17 protein-coding genes are annotated in these 14,588 nt (G+C 42.2%); 5 read left to right on the top strand and 12 right to left on the bottom strand.

The window, feature by feature from the left end; all coding sequences use genetic code 11:
* Nucleotides 1-3: 3 nt before the first annotated feature.
* Nucleotides 4-1,065 (top strand): AI-2E family transporter, encoded by a 1,062-nt coding sequence (locus PQG45_RS10495; protein WP_316070840.1) that lies wholly within the window; start codon nucleotides 4-6, stop codon nucleotides 1,063-1,065.
* Here PQG45_RS10495 and PQG45_RS10490 read toward each other — a convergent pair.
* Genes PQG45_RS10490 through PQG45_RS10480 form a run of 3 tightly spaced genes read right to left on the bottom strand, consistent with a single transcriptional unit; the run spans nucleotide 1,051 to nucleotide 3,473 of the window.
* Nucleotides 1,051-1,779, bottom strand: coding sequence for a LytR/AlgR family response regulator transcription factor (locus tag PQG45_RS10490; protein ID WP_316070839.1), 729 nt, complete (start codon nucleotides 1,777-1,779; stop codon nucleotides 1,051-1,053). The two genes, PQG45_RS10495 and PQG45_RS10490, sit on opposite strands and share 15 nt — an antisense overlap.
* A gap of 5 nt (nucleotides 1,780-1,784) precedes the next feature.
* On the bottom strand, nucleotides 1,785-2,828 hold the full coding sequence (locus PQG45_RS10485; protein WP_316070838.1) for a sensor histidine kinase: 1,044 nt from the start codon (nucleotides 2,826-2,828) through the stop codon (nucleotides 1,785-1,787).
* 3 nt (nucleotides 2,829-2,831) lie between these two features.
* On the bottom strand, nucleotides 2,832-3,473 hold the full coding sequence (locus tag PQG45_RS10480; RefSeq protein ID WP_315576788.1) for a histidine phosphatase family protein: 642 nt from the start codon (nucleotides 3,471-3,473) through the stop codon (nucleotides 2,832-2,834).
* Nucleotides 3,474-3,543: 70 nt separating this feature from the next.
* Between PQG45_RS10480 and PQG45_RS10475 the strand changes: the two genes are divergently transcribed.
* Nucleotides 3,544-3,966 carry a hotdog fold thioesterase gene (locus PQG45_RS10475; RefSeq protein ID WP_316070837.1) on the top strand — a complete coding sequence of 141 codons (423 nt, stop codon included), beginning with the start codon at nucleotides 3,544-3,546 and terminating at the stop codon, nucleotides 3,964-3,966.
* The gene (locus tag PQG45_RS10470; protein ID WP_316070836.1) at nucleotides 3,966-5,075 is read left to right on the top strand and encodes a chorismate-binding protein; all 1,110 of its coding nucleotides are present in this window, start codon (nucleotides 3,966-3,968) and stop codon (nucleotides 5,073-5,075) included. The genes PQG45_RS10475 and PQG45_RS10470 overlap by 1 nt, the downstream gene beginning before the upstream one ends.
* Here the strand turns inward: PQG45_RS10470 and PQG45_RS10465 are convergent.
* Genes PQG45_RS10465 through PQG45_RS10435 form a run of 7 tightly spaced genes read right to left on the bottom strand, consistent with a single transcriptional unit; the run spans nucleotide 5,059 to nucleotide 11,130 of the window.
* Nucleotides 5,059-6,384, bottom strand: coding sequence for a hemolysin family protein (locus tag PQG45_RS10465; protein ID WP_316070835.1), 1,326 nt, complete (start codon nucleotides 6,382-6,384; stop codon nucleotides 5,059-5,061). The genes PQG45_RS10470 and PQG45_RS10465 overlap by 17 nt on opposite strands.
* 1 nt (nucleotide 6,385) lies before the next feature.
* The gene (locus PQG45_RS10460; protein WP_315576796.1) at nucleotides 6,386-6,607 is read right to left on the bottom strand and encodes a hypothetical protein; all 222 of its coding nucleotides are present in this window, start codon (nucleotides 6,605-6,607) and stop codon (nucleotides 6,386-6,388) included.
* Nucleotides 6,604-9,150 carry a cytochrome c biogenesis protein CcsA gene (gene ccsA / locus PQG45_RS10455; protein ID WP_316070834.1) on the bottom strand — a complete coding sequence of 849 codons (2,547 nt, stop codon included), beginning with the start codon at nucleotides 9,148-9,150 and terminating at the stop codon, nucleotides 6,604-6,606. Before ccsA (PQG45_RS10455) ends, PQG45_RS10460 begins: the two co-directional genes overlap by 4 nt.
* A 1-nt stretch (nucleotide 9,151) precedes the next feature.
* Nucleotides 9,152-9,595, bottom strand: a complete 444-nt coding sequence (locus PQG45_RS10450) for a cytochrome c maturation protein CcmE domain-containing protein (RefSeq protein WP_315576800.1) — start codon at nucleotides 9,593-9,595, stop codon at nucleotides 9,152-9,154.
* Nucleotides 9,592-9,798 (bottom strand): CcmD family protein, encoded by a 207-nt coding sequence (locus tag PQG45_RS10445; protein WP_315576802.1) that lies wholly within the window; start codon nucleotides 9,796-9,798, stop codon nucleotides 9,592-9,594. Before PQG45_RS10445 ends, PQG45_RS10450 begins: the two co-directional genes overlap by 4 nt.
* A gap of 1 nt (nucleotide 9,799) precedes the next feature.
* Nucleotides 9,800-10,474, bottom strand: a complete 675-nt coding sequence (gene ccsA / locus PQG45_RS10440) for a cytochrome c biogenesis protein CcsA (RefSeq protein WP_316070833.1) — start codon at nucleotides 10,472-10,474, stop codon at nucleotides 9,800-9,802.
* Nucleotides 10,462-11,130 carry a heme exporter protein CcmB gene (locus PQG45_RS10435; protein WP_316070832.1) on the bottom strand — a complete coding sequence of 223 codons (669 nt, stop codon included), beginning with the start codon at nucleotides 11,128-11,130 and terminating at the stop codon, nucleotides 10,462-10,464. The genes ccsA (PQG45_RS10440) and PQG45_RS10435 overlap by 13 nt, the downstream gene beginning before the upstream one ends.
* A 180-nt stretch (nucleotides 11,131-11,310) precedes the next feature.
* On the opposite strand from PQG45_RS10435, the gene PQG45_RS10430 reads away from it, so the two are divergent.
* Together PQG45_RS10430 and feoB are read left to right on the top strand one after the other, a co-directional pair.
* Nucleotides 11,311-11,538: a FeoA family protein gene (locus PQG45_RS10430; protein ID WP_315576808.1), complete on the top strand. Its 228-nt coding sequence runs from the start codon at nucleotides 11,311-11,313 to the stop codon at nucleotides 11,536-11,538.
* Nucleotides 11,539-11,541: 3 nt separating this feature from the next.
* Nucleotides 11,542-13,668, top strand: coding sequence for a ferrous iron transport protein B (feoB, locus tag PQG45_RS10425; protein WP_316070831.1), 2,127 nt, complete (start codon nucleotides 11,542-11,544; stop codon nucleotides 13,666-13,668).
* Here the strand turns inward: feoB and PQG45_RS10420 are convergent.
* Together PQG45_RS10420 and PQG45_RS10415 are read right to left on the bottom strand one after the other, a co-directional pair.
* Nucleotides 13,665-14,114, bottom strand: a complete 450-nt coding sequence (locus tag PQG45_RS10420) for a PaaI family thioesterase (RefSeq protein WP_316070830.1) — start codon at nucleotides 14,112-14,114, stop codon at nucleotides 13,665-13,667. The two genes, feoB and PQG45_RS10420, sit on opposite strands and share 4 nt — an antisense overlap.
* Nucleotides 14,115-14,137: 23 nt before the next feature.
* Nucleotides 14,138-14,557 (bottom strand): DUF2147 domain-containing protein, encoded by a 420-nt coding sequence (locus PQG45_RS10415; protein WP_315576813.1) that lies wholly within the window; start codon nucleotides 14,555-14,557, stop codon nucleotides 14,138-14,140.
* Nucleotides 14,558-14,588 lie beyond the last annotated feature (31 nt).

The raw sequence follows: 14,588 nt of genomic DNA, 5'->3' as shown, positions 1-14,588 counted from the left end.
ATTATGTCTAAAGATACTGCTTATTCCGTTCGTTTAGCCGCTGTGCTAATCAGCATTTTCCTCGTTGTTTTGGGTTTGTATTTATTGCAAGATCTTTTGATTCTTCTTTCTTTCTCGATGATATTGGCCATGCTAGTCTTGCCAGTTTGTTCTTGGTTGGAATCGAAGGGTGTTGCTAGGTCCATCGCCATCGCACTTTGCATCTTGATTATGTTGGTTTGTATCGGCTTATTGCTTTTATTGCTTGTTGGCCAAATAGCCGAATTTGCCAGCGATTGGCCCATGTTTATTCGCAAAGCTGAAAAATGGATTGCGGGCTTGCAAAGTTTCTTATCCCACAACCTGAACATCTCGCGCAAAAAACAAATGCTCGAGGTAAGTAACCAAACCATTAATTTGTTGAAGAACTCGGGTGATATCATTACCACAACTTTTGGAACGGTTATTCACGGAGTTACAACGCTCATCATTGTGCCTATTTTTGTCTTTTTCTTTTTGTATTACCGCCAGTTTTTTGCCGATTTTCTCTCCCGTGTTTTTCCTACAACCGACCGAACTGTCTTACAAGGTATTATGCAAAAAACGGGGACCGTCGTACAAAGTTATCTGGTAGGATTATTAGCCGTTATGTTGATCGTTTCCTTGCTTTGTATCGCCGGATTTTGGTGGATTGGCGTAGATTATTTTATGTTTTTCGGCTGCTTGACAGGTATCTTGTTATTAATCCCCTACATCGGAATTTGGATAGGAGCAGCCTTGCCTATCATCTTGACGTTGGCAAGTTTGGGGCCCAACTATGCCTTGGGCGTAATTGCTTGGGTCGCTGCTGTTCAGTTTGTGGAAGCTAATTTCATTACACCCTTGGTGATTGGGTCTAAGGTAAGTATCAATCCCATGGTAGCCATGTTGGCTCTTTTAGCAGGCGAGATGATTTGGGGAATTCCAGGTTTAATTTTAGCCCTTCCCTTAACGGCGATTTTGAAGGTCATTTTTGACCATGTGCCGGCATTAGAGGCTTATGGGTTCCTGTTAGGCGAAGCACCCAAACGATCAAAGGGAGAGTAATTCCTTGAAACGAATCGATTGGCGTCTGGAAATTTCGATTTTCTCCCCTTTACCGGAAAGAGTCACTTGTAATCCGCCCGAAAACCAGGGTTCGATTTTATCTATGTAATTCAAATTGATGATGTGTTTGCGATTGGCACGGAAGAAGACTTTCGGGTCTAAGCGCTCCTCTAGTGCATTTAATGATTTAAGTACCAAAGGCTTTTGGTCATCAAAAAATAAACGGACGTAGTTTCCCATGGATTCACACAGGCGAACACGATCTAGCCGAACAAACCAGCAACGCTCGCCATCTTTGACAAATATTTGATCTTGTGCTCCCAAGACATGATTCGGAGATGTGCTTGTCCGGACTTGTTGAATCTGTCTTTTTTCAAGCTTCTGAATACTTTCACTTAAACGCGCAAGTTCGATGGGCTTTAATACGTAATCCAATGCATTTACCTCGAAAGCCTTCAGCGCATACTCATCAAACGCCGTGGTGAAAATGACTTCGGGTAAGAAGCCATCCCAACTTTCCAACCATTCAAAACCTGTTTTTCCAGGCATTTGAATATCGAGAAATAAGACATCGGGTTGTAGGGTTTCCAATAAGGAAGAAGCCTCATCCGTGTTCGATGCCTCAGCAATCACTTCGATGTGTGGAAAGTTCTCTAATAAGCGTTTCAGTTCATTGCGTGCTAAACGCTCGTCGTCTACGATGATTGCTTTCATATAATTTAAATTTCTTCAAGATAGGGCAATGTGACAATTGCACACACTTGATTTTTGTTTAGTGGTTGAAGTTCGATTTGAGCGGTTTTGCCGTATATTAATTGCAAGCGATTTTGAGAATTAAGGAGTCCTACTCCATCATTTGGTTCTTTACTCGGCTTAAGATGTCCCGGGTTTATCACGGAAATCTGTATCATATCTTCCGTTCTTTGCGCGGACAATTCAATCACGCCGCCTTTCATCGATCGTGAAATACCGTGTTTGATTCCATTTTCAACGAGCGTTTGCAACAACATAGGCGGAATTTGCGCCTTGTTACATGCGGGGTCAATGCTAAGTTTCCATTCCAATCGATCCTCGTAACGTATTTTTTCCAAGGCTAAGTAATCCGTGATGGTTTCTAGTTCTTCCGCCAAGGATATCGTTTTCTTGCGTTCGGTCAACAAAGAACTCCGCAATAATTTAGACAATTGATTGATGCCTTTTTTTGCTTTTTGTGGATCTTCTGTAATCAGTGCGCGTACGCTGTTTAAGGCATTAAATACAAAATGCGGATTCATTTGTGCCCTTAAAACCTTTCCTTCCGTCTCTAAGATGGCACGTTCTAATTGGTCGTTTTCACGTTCCATTTCCAAACGCTTATTCGAATACTGAAAAAAGAAGTAAATCAATGCCCAAATCGCGAGCGGCTTAACAAAATTGAAAAAGATCTGAATGAGAATAAATGGACTTAAACTGACCTCATAATTTTCTTGCAGAAAAATGTAGTCTAAGGGGATGTTTAGCGCCATCAAAAGGAGTGCCATGACAACCAATGCGATAAAATTAAGTTGGAGCATTTGCCACAAATTCTTATCCTGCCAACGAAAACGTTTAGTAATGCGGCGATATTGGTGGGTTAAGAAAATGGCGAGTGCGATATTCGCCAACGAAGAAAAGACCCAGGCCCATTTCCATCCATATTGATTGGTGTAGAGCAAAGCCTCATTCAGCGCCCAGGCAAACCAGCCGAAACATTGCAAGGTCCAATACAGGCGCTTTCTTGTCATAGCTTACATGCAATCAGGCAACCCATGTAAGTGGGCGGTATGATTGGCTTTAATGGCGTTGAATTTCTGCGTTCGGTAGTCGTATTGCAGGTGGTAAAGACACAAGTTTTGGTGTCCAAAGGTATCCATGTCATGCAAGGGTTTTTCGAATAAATGCGTGAGTAAAACGCGCATGGCCCGACCGTGCATGGCAATTAATATATGTCTTTCTTCGGGTCTCGAAAGGATTAATTCGACAACCGGTTTTTGTTTTTCAAGCACATCCACCGGGCTTTCGCCTTCTTCGGATGGAACATCTACCTGGCCTTCTCGCCAGGTTCGAACTAGATTTCGGTAGTATTGGTCATCATCATTGTTTGGCGTGCGCCCTTCACGAATTCCCCAGGAGATTTCGTTTAAACCTGCATGTTGTTCCCAGGGTAAACCTTTTTCAATAAAGCCATTGACCGACTGATGCGTACGCTTTAATGCCGATGTATATATTTTATCAAGGGGTAAATCTTGATAATGTTGAAAAAACGCTTGTGCTTGTTGCTGACCTAATGCATTCAAATCCGCATCGATTCCACTTCCTTGAACAACTCCCATGCGGTTGTAGTCGGTTTCCCCATGGCGAATCAGGTAAATGTCTTTGATGCTATGCATATTAATTGGTTGAATTGAGATTTATTTCGCTAAATAATTGCGAATTTTACGGCACAAAAATACAAATTATATGTTTAATACTTCCATCAGTATCGATGAGATCAACGCATGGAGCCGCGGCAACATGATTGAACATCTTGGGATTGAATTTACTGAAATAACAGCTGAATTCATTAAAGCCAAAATGCCTGTTGATCATCGGACGAAACAGCCTTTTGGCTTGTTGCACGGCGGAGCTTCCGTTGTGTTAGCAGAAACGATCGGAAGTATTGCCGCGCTTTTAGCAGTGCCCGACATGAACCACTATAAGGGCGTCGGAGTTGAAATCAATGCCAATCATTTGAAGTCGGCCCGCGGAGGCTTTGTCATAGGAACCTGCATCCCCTTGCGCATTGGCAAAACTTTACATGTCTATGACATTAAAATTCACGATGAGGCTGAACAATTAATCTGTGCAAGTCGTTTAACAGTAGCTATCTTGAAAGTAGATTAATGTCTGAGGTAAACACGGATTGGAAAGAAATTTGGAAACAGGCCCCCTTGCAAGGGACTGCGCTCGCGATGTGGCGCCTTCCGAATCAAAGCCAACAGGTTTTATTGCAAGATACAGGCGGAGGCATTCGAACGGAAGCGGATCAATTAGAGCAATTGGGCCCCGGTTTTTTGGTCGGTCCTTTCGTGGGTCAACCTTATTTTCTGAGGGCATCTGCTTTATTTGTCAAATCGACGGCTAATCCGGTGATTAATCGAACGGCGGCGGTGCTAATCCCAGAAGATGTGACCTTGAAGAATCAATTCAAGGAGCAAGTTTCACAATCCATTGAGCAGATAAAAACAGGCCAATTTCAAAAGGTAGTTCTATCTCGGATCGACGTACAAACGCTGGAGCCAGATTTTGATCTTTGCGATGCATTTGAGCGACTATGCGGTAGCTACCCCTCGGCATTTGTTTCGGCGATTTACCTGCCGGATTTACAAAATATTTGGCTTTGTGCCACACCTGAAACCTTGGTTTCACAGGATTCGGATGGAATATTTCGGACGATTTCGTTGGCCGGCACACAATCAGGACTTGATTCGAATGGGCATGTATTAGCCCCTTCCGAAGCGCGCTGGTCACAGAAGGAGATTGAGGAGCAGGCCTATGTTAGCCGTTATATCATTGATTGTTTCAAGAAAATCCGCTTACGCGAATACATCGAGAATGGCCCTAAAACGGTGCTAGCAGGTAACTTGATGCACTTGAAGACGGAATACCTTGTCAGTACGCGTGAACTCACTTATCCCCATTTAATTACACAAATGTTGGGATTATTGCATCCTACGTCAGCCGTTTGTGGTACACCCAAAGAGGCTGCACTGGATTGGATTTTACAGACTGAGAAACATGATCGCTCGCTGTACAGTGGTTATTTGGGCCCCATTAATTTGGATTCAGAGACACATTTGTTTGTCAATCTGCGTACGGTACAAATTAGTCATGGCAAGGCGACATACTTTGCGGGATGTGGAATCACGGAAGATTCCGATCCGGAAAAGGAATGGCAAGAGACACAAATGAAGTGCCAAACACTTCAGCGTGTCATTAATGCTTCCCTTTAAGCTCTTCTTTCTGAACAATTTTTCCCGTAATAATCACTTTAATCGTATCGATACGGGCATCGGTTACGGTCAGGATTTGGAATTGAAAAGGACTTAGAATGATTGTTTCATTCACCTCAGGAATATCCTCGTATAGACTAATCAGCATTCCGCCCAAGGTTTCGTAATCACCCTCCGGTAGGTTCCATTCATACTTTTCGTTCAGGTAATCAATTTCGTGTCGGCCCGACAAAACAAATGTATTTTCATCCAATTGTTTTTCAATCCAATCTTCCGAATCATCGTATTCATCTTGAATTTCTCCAAAGATCTGTTCCATCACGTCCTCCATGCTGACTAATCCGGACGTACTCCCGAATTCATCTACGACGATGGCCAATGATTTACGTTCTTTGGAAAACTTAATCATCAAATCATTCGCGGGCATGGCCTCAGGAACAATCGGGATGGGCGTTAAAATGGATTGTAAATCCTTCGGTTTTTTAAAGAGCGCCAAGGAGTGGCAATAGCCGATGACCTCCTCCAATGTTTCTTTATACACGAGTACTTTCGAGTGCCCACTTTCAATGAACGTCTTGGTTAAGCCTTCGATGCCTTCTTCCAGTTCTATGGCCGTGATTTCAGTACGTGGAATCATGCAATCACGCACCTTAACCTGCTTAAATTCCAGCGCATTGTGGAAGATTTTGGTATCAACTTCGTTCTCCTCTTCCGTCGAAACTTTGCGATTCAGATTTTGGAGGTAATGGTTTAAATCCGTCAATCCATACGCGGGCTTTTCCTCGGAATAGGTTAAGCGAAGCACTTTGGTAATAAACCATTTAGACAAACCGACTGTTAGCCAAACCAATGGAAACATGAGTGTATGAATGATCCAAATCGGGATGGCTAAGAATTCTAAAATGGCATCTGGATTTATTAAGAAGATACTTTTCGGCGTAAACTCAGAGGTCGTTAGAATCAAGACGGTCGCAAGGACAGAAGCCAATAAACGAGCGAATAATTCATTTTGAATGATGGGAATGTTCGCGAGGATTAAGTGGTGTAAATACTCCTCCATAAAAATACCATAGGCTACTAGCGAGAGCGTATTGCCGATCAACATGGTACCGATGAAACGAGACGGCGTTTTATTGAAATGCGAGATGATTTTCGCACTTAAAATATCTTGTTTCGCTTTTAATTCGAAGTATAATTTATTGGAAGAAACGAACGCCATCTCTACGCCAGAAAAGAAGGCAGAAAAAACCATGGATGTTATGATTCCAATGATTTGGGCACTTTGTATGGTATATTCGGGGTTGGGCATATTAGTTCTTTTTGTTCTTGTCTTCTTTCGATATTCGCTCATTGCGTGCGAATTGGTAGTAAAAAAGACATCCTACGGCAAACATGAGCCAACTATAATGATAGCCAATTTCTTGCCAAAACATCCCTTGAATTTCCTTGGGAGTAGGCGAGTTTAAATCGAGAATCCATATGATCAGGAACCCGATGGCAATAAATAAACTTAGTTTTTCACTGCGGCTCATGAGGCAATGGGTTTTTCTGTTCGTCGGAATGTTGCGATGAAAAGACCGATAAAGATCATGATAGATCCAATCCAAACCAAATTTATGTAAGGTTTTTCAAGGGCCTTGATAATAATCAGGTCTTGTTGGGTCGTATTGACTGCAAAGCTAAATTGCTGTGTCTTCGGATTGATGGTTGTGAATTTGATTTTGATACCTGTTTCTTCACTTTCATATGCCGGCATAGCAACCATCCCATCCTTAATGACAAAGGTGGGTTTTAATTCAAATCGTTGATCATTTTTCCCGAGTACAAGGAAGTTGGCCTGCACCGCCGCATCGTTCACACCTAATTCAAATCCTTCTAATTTTGTCACACGGCTTACTTCTTTCAGTACAGCGACAAAGTCATTTAAGAAAAGCGTGTCGCCCACCATGACCGTGGAATTAACCGTTTGGCTCCATTGTTTTTCTTCGCCTGCTTCAGCAGCTAAACGAGGGTCTAAGGATACATAGGTATAGATATCGTGGCTAAATGCATGTTTGATGTCCGGAGAAATCGCCGTTCCCATTTTGGGATTCACTTGCCAGCGTGGGAAGAGCGAAACAGCTTTTCCTTCTGCATTTTTGAATTCCAATTCGTAATAATTATTTTCCGGCTCTACGATGACTGTATCCCCTTTTTTTGCAATGGATTCGCCGTTTGCAACGACATCTTTTAAAGCTACCGCATGAAAATCACCTTCGATGATTTCAAAATCCTTCTTATTGTAGTAGCCTGCTTTGCCGCGCAACGCAATCTTACGGCCTTTGTAGGTCACTAGATAATCTTGCATTTGGGCACCTTGGCCTAACCACAAGGGAAGGTTTTCCTTGTTTTCTTTGTTATCGTCTTTGGTGAACTGTTCCACCTTATTCGAAATCGCAAAGCCTGATCGATTTAGCGAAACAACTTTGGAATAACCTGAAGAGAATAATATGCCAATCAACATCACGGCCAATCCTACGTGCGATAAAGCACCGCCTGCGATCGATATTTTTTGGCGTGCTAAAAACCACAAGATTGTTCCGTTCGCATAGACCGAAAATAAGCTCGACCATAACAATACGATGTAGGATAGGGTAAATATTTTGCCAAGATTAACCAAAAGTACCGTCAACAAAGTCGCCACCAAAACGGAATTCCATAAGGCTTTCCACTGGCTTTTGTCCTTTAGTTTTCCCCACCAAACGAACTGACCTACTGCACTTAAGACGGCAATACTGATGAATATCCAAATTTGGATTTTACTGTAATGCTCCACTTGGTCTGCTGGAAGTGCAATATTTGAAACCAAGCCAAAGGCTTCGGCAATTTTGTTGTAAACGGGAATGGAAGTCGTGAAGGTTAATTGGAAAGCCGAAAGTCCCAAAACGGAAGCTCCCACGAAAATCCAAAACTCACGCGAGTAAACGCCCAATTCTTTCTCATCCGTAGGTAAATCTTTCCAACGGTACCATGCTAAGGCGATGGCCCCTACCAAGAAAGTTCCCATGTATAAGAGTAATTGTCCGGATAAACCTAGGTCAGTGAACGAGTGCACCGAAGCGTTTCCTAGGATACCTGACCGGTTTAGGAACGTCGAATACAGCACGAGGATGAAAGTCGTAATGACCAAGATGATGGATGTTTTCAACGCCGAACTCGAATTGCGGTAGGCAATCATTGTATGGATGGCACCAATCCAGACCAACCATGGGACGAAAGACGCATTCTCCACGGGATCCCAGTTCCAATATCCTCCAAAGTTTAAGGTTTCATAGGCCCAATAGGCTCCCATCATAATACCTACACCCAATACGCCTCCTCCAAAAAGAGACCAGGGTAAAGCAGGCGTTATCCATTCTGTCAACTTCTTTTTCCAAAGACCAGCAATCAAAAAGGCAAAAGGAACAAGCGTTAACGCAAAACCCAGAAATAAGGTAGGGGGGTGGATTACCATCCAATAGTTCTGTAACAAAGGATTTAAACCCCGACCATCCAATGGGATGAAGTTGGGCTGCATACTCCAAACGGGCAAATCAGGTTGCGCTTCGCGCAACAATAAGAAAGGAGATGAGCCGATTTTCAATTCGATTCCGGGTATAATGACACCTAAAATCATGGATGTTAGGAATGTTTGTACGAGGGCAAAAACCGTCATAACAGGACTTTCCCAGGTCGGATTGCGGAACATCAATAATACACCTAATAAGGCTTGCCAAAATATCCAAAGTAAGAACGAGCCTTCTTGGCCTTCCCAGAAACAGGATACAATGTAGGCGATAGGCAGTGCCTTCGAGGCATGCGAAAATGCGTAATGGTACTCAAAATAATGGTTGTATATGATGATATACAAGGTGGTTGCAACAGCGATTACTGCAGCTAAATGCACAATGAATAGTGTGCGTGCAGTTTGTCGCCAATCATTCGCCAAAGTTTCTTCTTGGCTCGATCGGAAGTATGCATAAGTTGCCAATAAGGCGGTTACGAAGGAAACAATAATGAGCGCATGCCCAACCTGTCCAATGGTTTCGTGTATCATATTATTTTTTGGCTTCTAACGAAGCGCTTGAGTCGGCAGATATTTTCCCTTCTTGGTATTTAGACGGGCATTTAAGCAATATTTTATCGCAATAGAAAATCTTATCAGGCTTCATACTTCCGACCAAAACGATCTTTTCTGATTTTTCGAAATCTTGGGGTTTGGGTGCGGAATAAACGACTTGGTTTTCCCTGCCCAAACTGTCCTCAACGATGAATTCTAGTCGGTTGGCATCCAAAGCTGGATTGAAAATCATTCCCACAATTTTCCCGGCTTCATCCTTTTTCAATTTACCCACCACGTGAACTTTCTGGCTAGGATCTTGCTGGCTAATGCGTTCGGCTTCATCAAATCCCACATAAGTACTTGCGTCCCCTGTTGTAATCAAGATGATGCCAATCGCAATCGCAATGAGAATAAGCCCTACGATATGTTTCTTTTTCATTTGATTCGTTTTTCTAAGTCTGTGATTTTACGGTCTAAGCGGAATAAATAAATGAATATACCCGTTAAGATGATTGCCACGATGGCAATGACAACATAGATTTTACCGTCGGCCCGAAATTGGTCGGCCATTTCTACCTGTGCCTGTGCTTGTCCCGCGAAGGAAATAAGCGCCATGAATAAGCTGAAAATGTATTTTTTCATGTTAGTTGTTTTCTTCAATTTGTTGGTCCAATTGTTTGATTCGAATGCGTAAACCTGCAATCCAAAAGCCGAGTAAAGTCCAACCGATAATAGCTGGATAAAACACCATGCGCATGCGATTGTCCAAGTCCATGGAGTTGAAACCAGGATTTCCTCCATTTCCGGGGTGTAAAGAATCGGTCATGCGTGGAAGGATCCAGATCAATACCATAAACACGACGAATGCAAAAATGTTATACACAGAGGATATACGCGCTTTTTGTTGTTCTTCTGGAAGTGAAGAACGGACAAGGAGGTAAGCTAAGTAAATCAATAAACCTACGGCAACGGAATTCAGTTTCGGGTCGTTGGTCCACCAATCTCCCCAGGTAAATTTGGCCCAAAAACTACCCGTTACTAAGCCCAACAAAGCAAATACCAAACCAGTTTCGACATAAGCATAGGATTTTAAATCTGCTTGAACATCACCCGAACGTAAATATTTTATGGAATGATAAACAGAGGTTCCTAACAGGAAAATCATGCTAAACCACATGGTTACGTGGAAATATAGGTTCCGAACCGTTTCATTTAAAATGGGTTGCCGGGGTACTTTCCCTTCAAACCCTGCATAAATCGTGTAGTAAAGCAAAATCATGCAGAGAATTTTGCCATAATGTTTTTTTAATGTTTCCATATAAACGGGAATAGAATTCCGGATAAGACGATCACAATGGTGTCAAGCGAACTCAGAATAGCGATTTCATCCCAGTTTTCCTGAATTGATATGCCATCCATGGCGCTTTTGGCCAATTTTAAAATCAATAATAATAAGGGAATGATGAGAGGGAAACTTAATACGGCCATGAGTGTGGCAGAATTTTCCCCTTGCGCGGCAATACCCGCCATCAATGATAAGCTCGAGGCAAATCCGATGCCTCCCAGAACAATCGCAACCAGGTAAAGCGGGATATTTCCCACGGGATTGCCCATGACCCACGAGTAAAAAAAGAAGCCTACGAATGAGATCCCAATCATAACGATGGAATTGTAGATAATTTTCGAATAAATGATCGCCTCAGGGCTGACTAACGTATAGTAAAATAAGTTACGCTGATTGGATTCTTGGGTAAAGCTTTTCCCGATTGCGTTAATGGCAATGAAAAGCATAATAATCCAAAAAAGGGTATTCCAGGTAATTGGATTAATGGCTTGTTGTTTGGCTTTGAATGAGAGGTAGCAAACGAAGATAGTGGATGCTAAATACAAGAGCAAACCATGCAGGGCATAGCGCTGCCGCCACTCAAGATGTAGCTCCTTTTTAACCAACACGTGTATTTCATTCAGGATCATGCCTCGATTTCCTTAAAGGACATGCAATTTACAATAGAAAATTTGCTTTAAAGTATAATCCCGTCAGTATTTTAGCTAATTCAAATCAATTACGCCAAAACTGTAACTTATCATTTTTTAGGTCGGAAATACTTAGTACATTTGTCCTAATTTTGAACAATTCTAAATAAGTAAAATTTGATGTCGGTAACTTTAGCAGATTTAAAGGTGGGAGAGCAGGCAGAAATCATAGGCTTTACTGACGAATTGCTTTCATTGAAATTGTTAGAAATGGGTTGTTTGCCAGGTACCGTAATTGAATTGACACATCAGGCGCCTTTTGGTGATCCGATTGCCATTAAAGTTTCGGGTTATACGCTGAGTATGCGAAAAGAGGAAGCAGCAACCATTCAAGTTAAAACCAACTAAATTTTGTCCAAACTACCTAAAATAGCTTTAATCGGGAATCCGAATGCGGGGAAATCGTCGCTGTTCAATAGCCTCACGGGCTTGAATCAGAAGACGGGGAATTTTCCGGGTGTTACAATGGACAAACATACTGGTATTTGGGAGTTAGAGCCAAATTCCAAAGTCGAGGTACTTGATTTACCTGGTATTTATAGCATTTACCCGAAGTCTATTGACGAAGAATTAGTGATCAATATCTTAGGGAATCCAGCCCACCCAGATTATCCCGATATGGCGATTGTGGTGGCAGATGCCTCTAATTTAAAGCGTAACTTGTTGTTATTCTCGCAAGTGCGAGATTTAGGCATTCCGACTGTTTTGGCCTTGAATATGGTTGATGTGGCGGAAAGCCAAGGCTATGTGATTAATTCCATTAAGTTGGCTCGCGAGTTAAGTATTGAAGTCGCCGAAATCAATGCGAAAAAAGGTATCGGAGTAAACGGATTACGTTTGGCTGTGGAGAAAACCTTGAAAAATCGATATGCCTCTAATGACGCTTTACCTTTGCCTGTAGGCGAAGATTTATTGGCTGACATTACAGCGCAATTTGGTGAAGCGGATCCTTATCGTTCATTGTTGTGGTTGATGGAACATGATCGCATGAAAATGTTTTCGGATGAGCAACGTATGGGATTTGACCGTTTGCAAGAGAAACATCGTTTCGATGCAAAATCGTATAAAACCTCAGAAACCGTTAAGCGCTACGAGGCCTTATCTGAAATTGTTGAGCGTTGTGTCATTAATTTGAATCGACAATGGGACGCACCACCGGTAAAAACGATGACCGACCGTTTGGATAAGTTTTTTTTACATCCTGTAGGTGGCTACCTTATTTTCTTGGGCATTTTATTCTTGATGTTTCAGGCAGTATTTACCTGGGCTTCTTATCCTATGGATGCGATTGATGGCGGTGTTGCTCAGTTGAATGATTATTTAAAAGGGATTTTACCTCCTTCCGCTCTGACGGGTTTACTAACCGACGGGCTGATTGCCGGAATTGGTGGGGTGTTAATATTTGTTCCTCAAATTGCTTTCTTGTTTTTCTTTATTTCCATGTTGGAAGAAACAGGCTATATGTCGCGTGTCATGTTCATTATGGATAAGTTGATGCGTCGCTTTGGTTTAAATGGTAAATCAGTCGTGCCACTAATGTCTGGTGTCGCTTGTGCGGTGCCTGCGATTATGAGTACGCGTTCCATTGGTTCATGGAAAGATCGATTGATTACGATTATGGTGACGCCTTTGATGTCGTGTTCTGCTCGTTTACCTATTTATACTGTTTTAATTGCGTTAGTCGTTCCGGAGAAAAGCACCTTGTTTGGGATGTTTAATCTACAAGGTTTAGCCTTGTTTGGCTTGTATCTATTGGGCTTTTTCATGGCAATCTTGTCGGCTTGGGTGATGAAACAATTGTTGCAAGTGAAGGAAAAGAGCTATTTTATCATGGAGTTGCCTACGTATAAGGGTCCTCGTTTTAAACACATGGCTTTGTCGATTTATAATTCGGTACAAGCATTTGTTTTTGAAGCGGGTAAAATTATTGTGGCTATATCGATTGTGCTTTGGGTATTGGCGAGTTATGGGCCCGGTGACAGTTTGGCTTCTGTTGAGCAAACTGTTCGACAAGCGAACCCCACATTATCAGAAACGGCTTTGGCCAATAAGGTTGCGGCAGAGAAATTGGAGCAATCCTATGCGGGTCATTTTGGGCATTTTATTGAGCCAGTCATTAAGCCGCTCGGATACGATTGGAAGATTGGTATTGCGTTAATTACTTCTTTTGCTGCACGTGAAGTGTTTGTGGGAACGATGTCGACCATCTACAGTTTAGGTGGCGAAGTAGATGATGAAAATGCAACGATCAAAAATCGGATGCGTGCCGAAATAAATCCTGAAACAGGAAAGCCGCTTTATGATGCGGCTCTCGGTTTCTCCTTGTTGATATTTTATGCATTTGCGATGCAGTGTATGAGTACGCTGGCAACGACTTATCGGGAGACCAAATCATGGAAATACCCAACGATTCAGTTTCTATATATGACGGCTTTGGCATATTTGTCGGCCTTCGTCGTTTACCAAGTATTATCCTAAAACTTCATCGGAATTGAAGTAGCGGCTAAATTGCTCGTGCTCTTCGCTAATAATTTGCCTTCCGCATTATAAAGTTTTGCCTCAACATTGGCAATTTTTTTACCTACGCGATATACTTCCGAAACCGCTGTGACTTTTTCGCCAGCTTTCGCTCCAAATAGGAAATCTACATGTAGGTTGATTGTCACATAAAGGTGTTCAATCTCCACGGTAATGAGGGTCATGCCCATAATCTCGTCCAAGATTGTCGTAATAATGCCTCCATGTAACACCTGTGCATGATTGCACTGATCTTCACGTACGGTAAATTCAGCCGTAATCGAACCAGCAGAAGCTTTAATCAGTGTTCCATCAAGCCACGTGGAGATGGGATTTGGATTCCCGTCGGCAATTTTTTTGTTTAAGTTCGCTTGTAAATAAGCGAGTATTTTTTCGTTTGGTTTCATGTTATTACTTAGGCGGATGTAGATTAATTTCGAGACCAGGTGGAAGTTCTGCCAAACATGGCCATGCCCACAAATCCGCGAATATCTAATTTTCGATTATTATCTTTTACCTTTAAAATACAGTCGTAAGTTTTTCCAGAATTTGGGTCGTAAATCGTTCCATTTTCCCAACTTTCGCCTTTAAATACAAACTCTTTTAGAATCACGCTGCCCACGAGTTCACGGTTGCGTAAACGACTATCGGGGTTATTCGTGTCTTTTCTACCAGGTGTTTTCCCCCAAGTGATTTTACCATAATAGCGGTCGGCTTGCTTGAAAATGACGATTTTCCCGTCTTTGTTTTCGGAAATCCATTCGCCCAAAATGGTATCACCATTGCTCATTGCGAATAATGGAACTTGTGTGAGTGCTAAGTAAAGCAGTAGTGCAATTGTTTTTTTCATTGTGTGTGTAAGTTTTGTGACAAATATAGGA

This window comes from Aquirufa regiilacus, assembly GCF_032470275.1.
In the GTDB taxonomy this organism is placed as follows: Bacteria; Bacteroidota; Bacteroidia; order Cytophagales; family Spirosomataceae; genus Aquirufa; species Aquirufa regiilacus.
This window is presented reverse-complemented; position numbering and strand designations above follow the sequence as displayed.

Bases quoted from the DNA above. Each gene is read 5' to 3' on its own strand.
- PQG45_RS10495 (WP_316070840.1), top strand. From the start codon at position 4: ATGTCTAAAGATACTGCTTATTCCGTTCGTTTAGCCGCTGTGCTAATC.
- PQG45_RS10490 (WP_316070839.1), bottom strand. From the start codon at position 1,779: ATGAAAGCAATCATCGTAGACGACGAGCGTTTAGCACGCAATGAACTG.
- PQG45_RS10485 (WP_316070838.1), bottom strand. From the start codon at position 2,828: ATGACAAGAAAGCGCCTGTATTGGACCTTGCAATGTTTCGGCTGGTTT.
- PQG45_RS10480 (WP_315576788.1), bottom strand. From the start codon at position 3,473: ATGCATAGCATCAAAGACATTTACCTGATTCGCCATGGGGAAACCGAC.
- PQG45_RS10475 (WP_316070837.1), top strand. From the start codon at position 3,544: ATGTTTAATACTTCCATCAGTATCGATGAGATCAACGCATGGAGCCGC.
- PQG45_RS10470 (WP_316070836.1), top strand. From the start codon at position 3,966: ATGTCTGAGGTAAACACGGATTGGAAAGAAATTTGGAAACAGGCCCCC.
- PQG45_RS10465 (WP_316070835.1), bottom strand. From the start codon at position 6,384: ATGCCCAACCCCGAATATACCATACAAAGTGCCCAAATCATTGGAATC.
- PQG45_RS10460 (WP_315576796.1), bottom strand. From the start codon at position 6,607: ATGAGCCGCAGTGAAAAACTAAGTTTATTTATTGCCATCGGGTTCCTG.
- ccsA (WP_316070834.1), bottom strand. From the start codon at position 9,150: ATGATACACGAAACCATTGGACAGGTTGGGCATGCGCTCATTATTGTT.
- PQG45_RS10450 (WP_315576800.1), bottom strand. From the start codon at position 9,595: ATGAAAAAGAAACATATCGTAGGGCTTATTCTCATTGCGATTGCGATT.
- PQG45_RS10445 (WP_315576802.1), bottom strand. From the start codon at position 9,798: ATGAAAAAATACATTTTCAGCTTATTCATGGCGCTTATTTCCTTCGCG.
- ccsA (WP_316070833.1), bottom strand. From the start codon at position 10,474: ATGGAAACATTAAAAAAACATTATGGCAAAATTCTCTGCATGATTTTG.
- PQG45_RS10435 (WP_316070832.1), bottom strand. From the start codon at position 11,130: ATGATCCTGAATGAAATACACGTGTTGGTTAAAAAGGAGCTACATCTT.
- PQG45_RS10430 (WP_315576808.1), top strand. From the start codon at position 11,311: ATGTCGGTAACTTTAGCAGATTTAAAGGTGGGAGAGCAGGCAGAAATC.
- PQG45_RS10420 (WP_316070830.1), bottom strand. From the start codon at position 14,114: ATGAAACCAAACGAAAAAATACTCGCTTATTTACAAGCGAACTTAAAC.
- PQG45_RS10415 (WP_315576813.1), bottom strand. From the start codon at position 14,557: ATGAAAAAAACAATTGCACTACTGCTTTACTTAGCACTCACACAAGTT.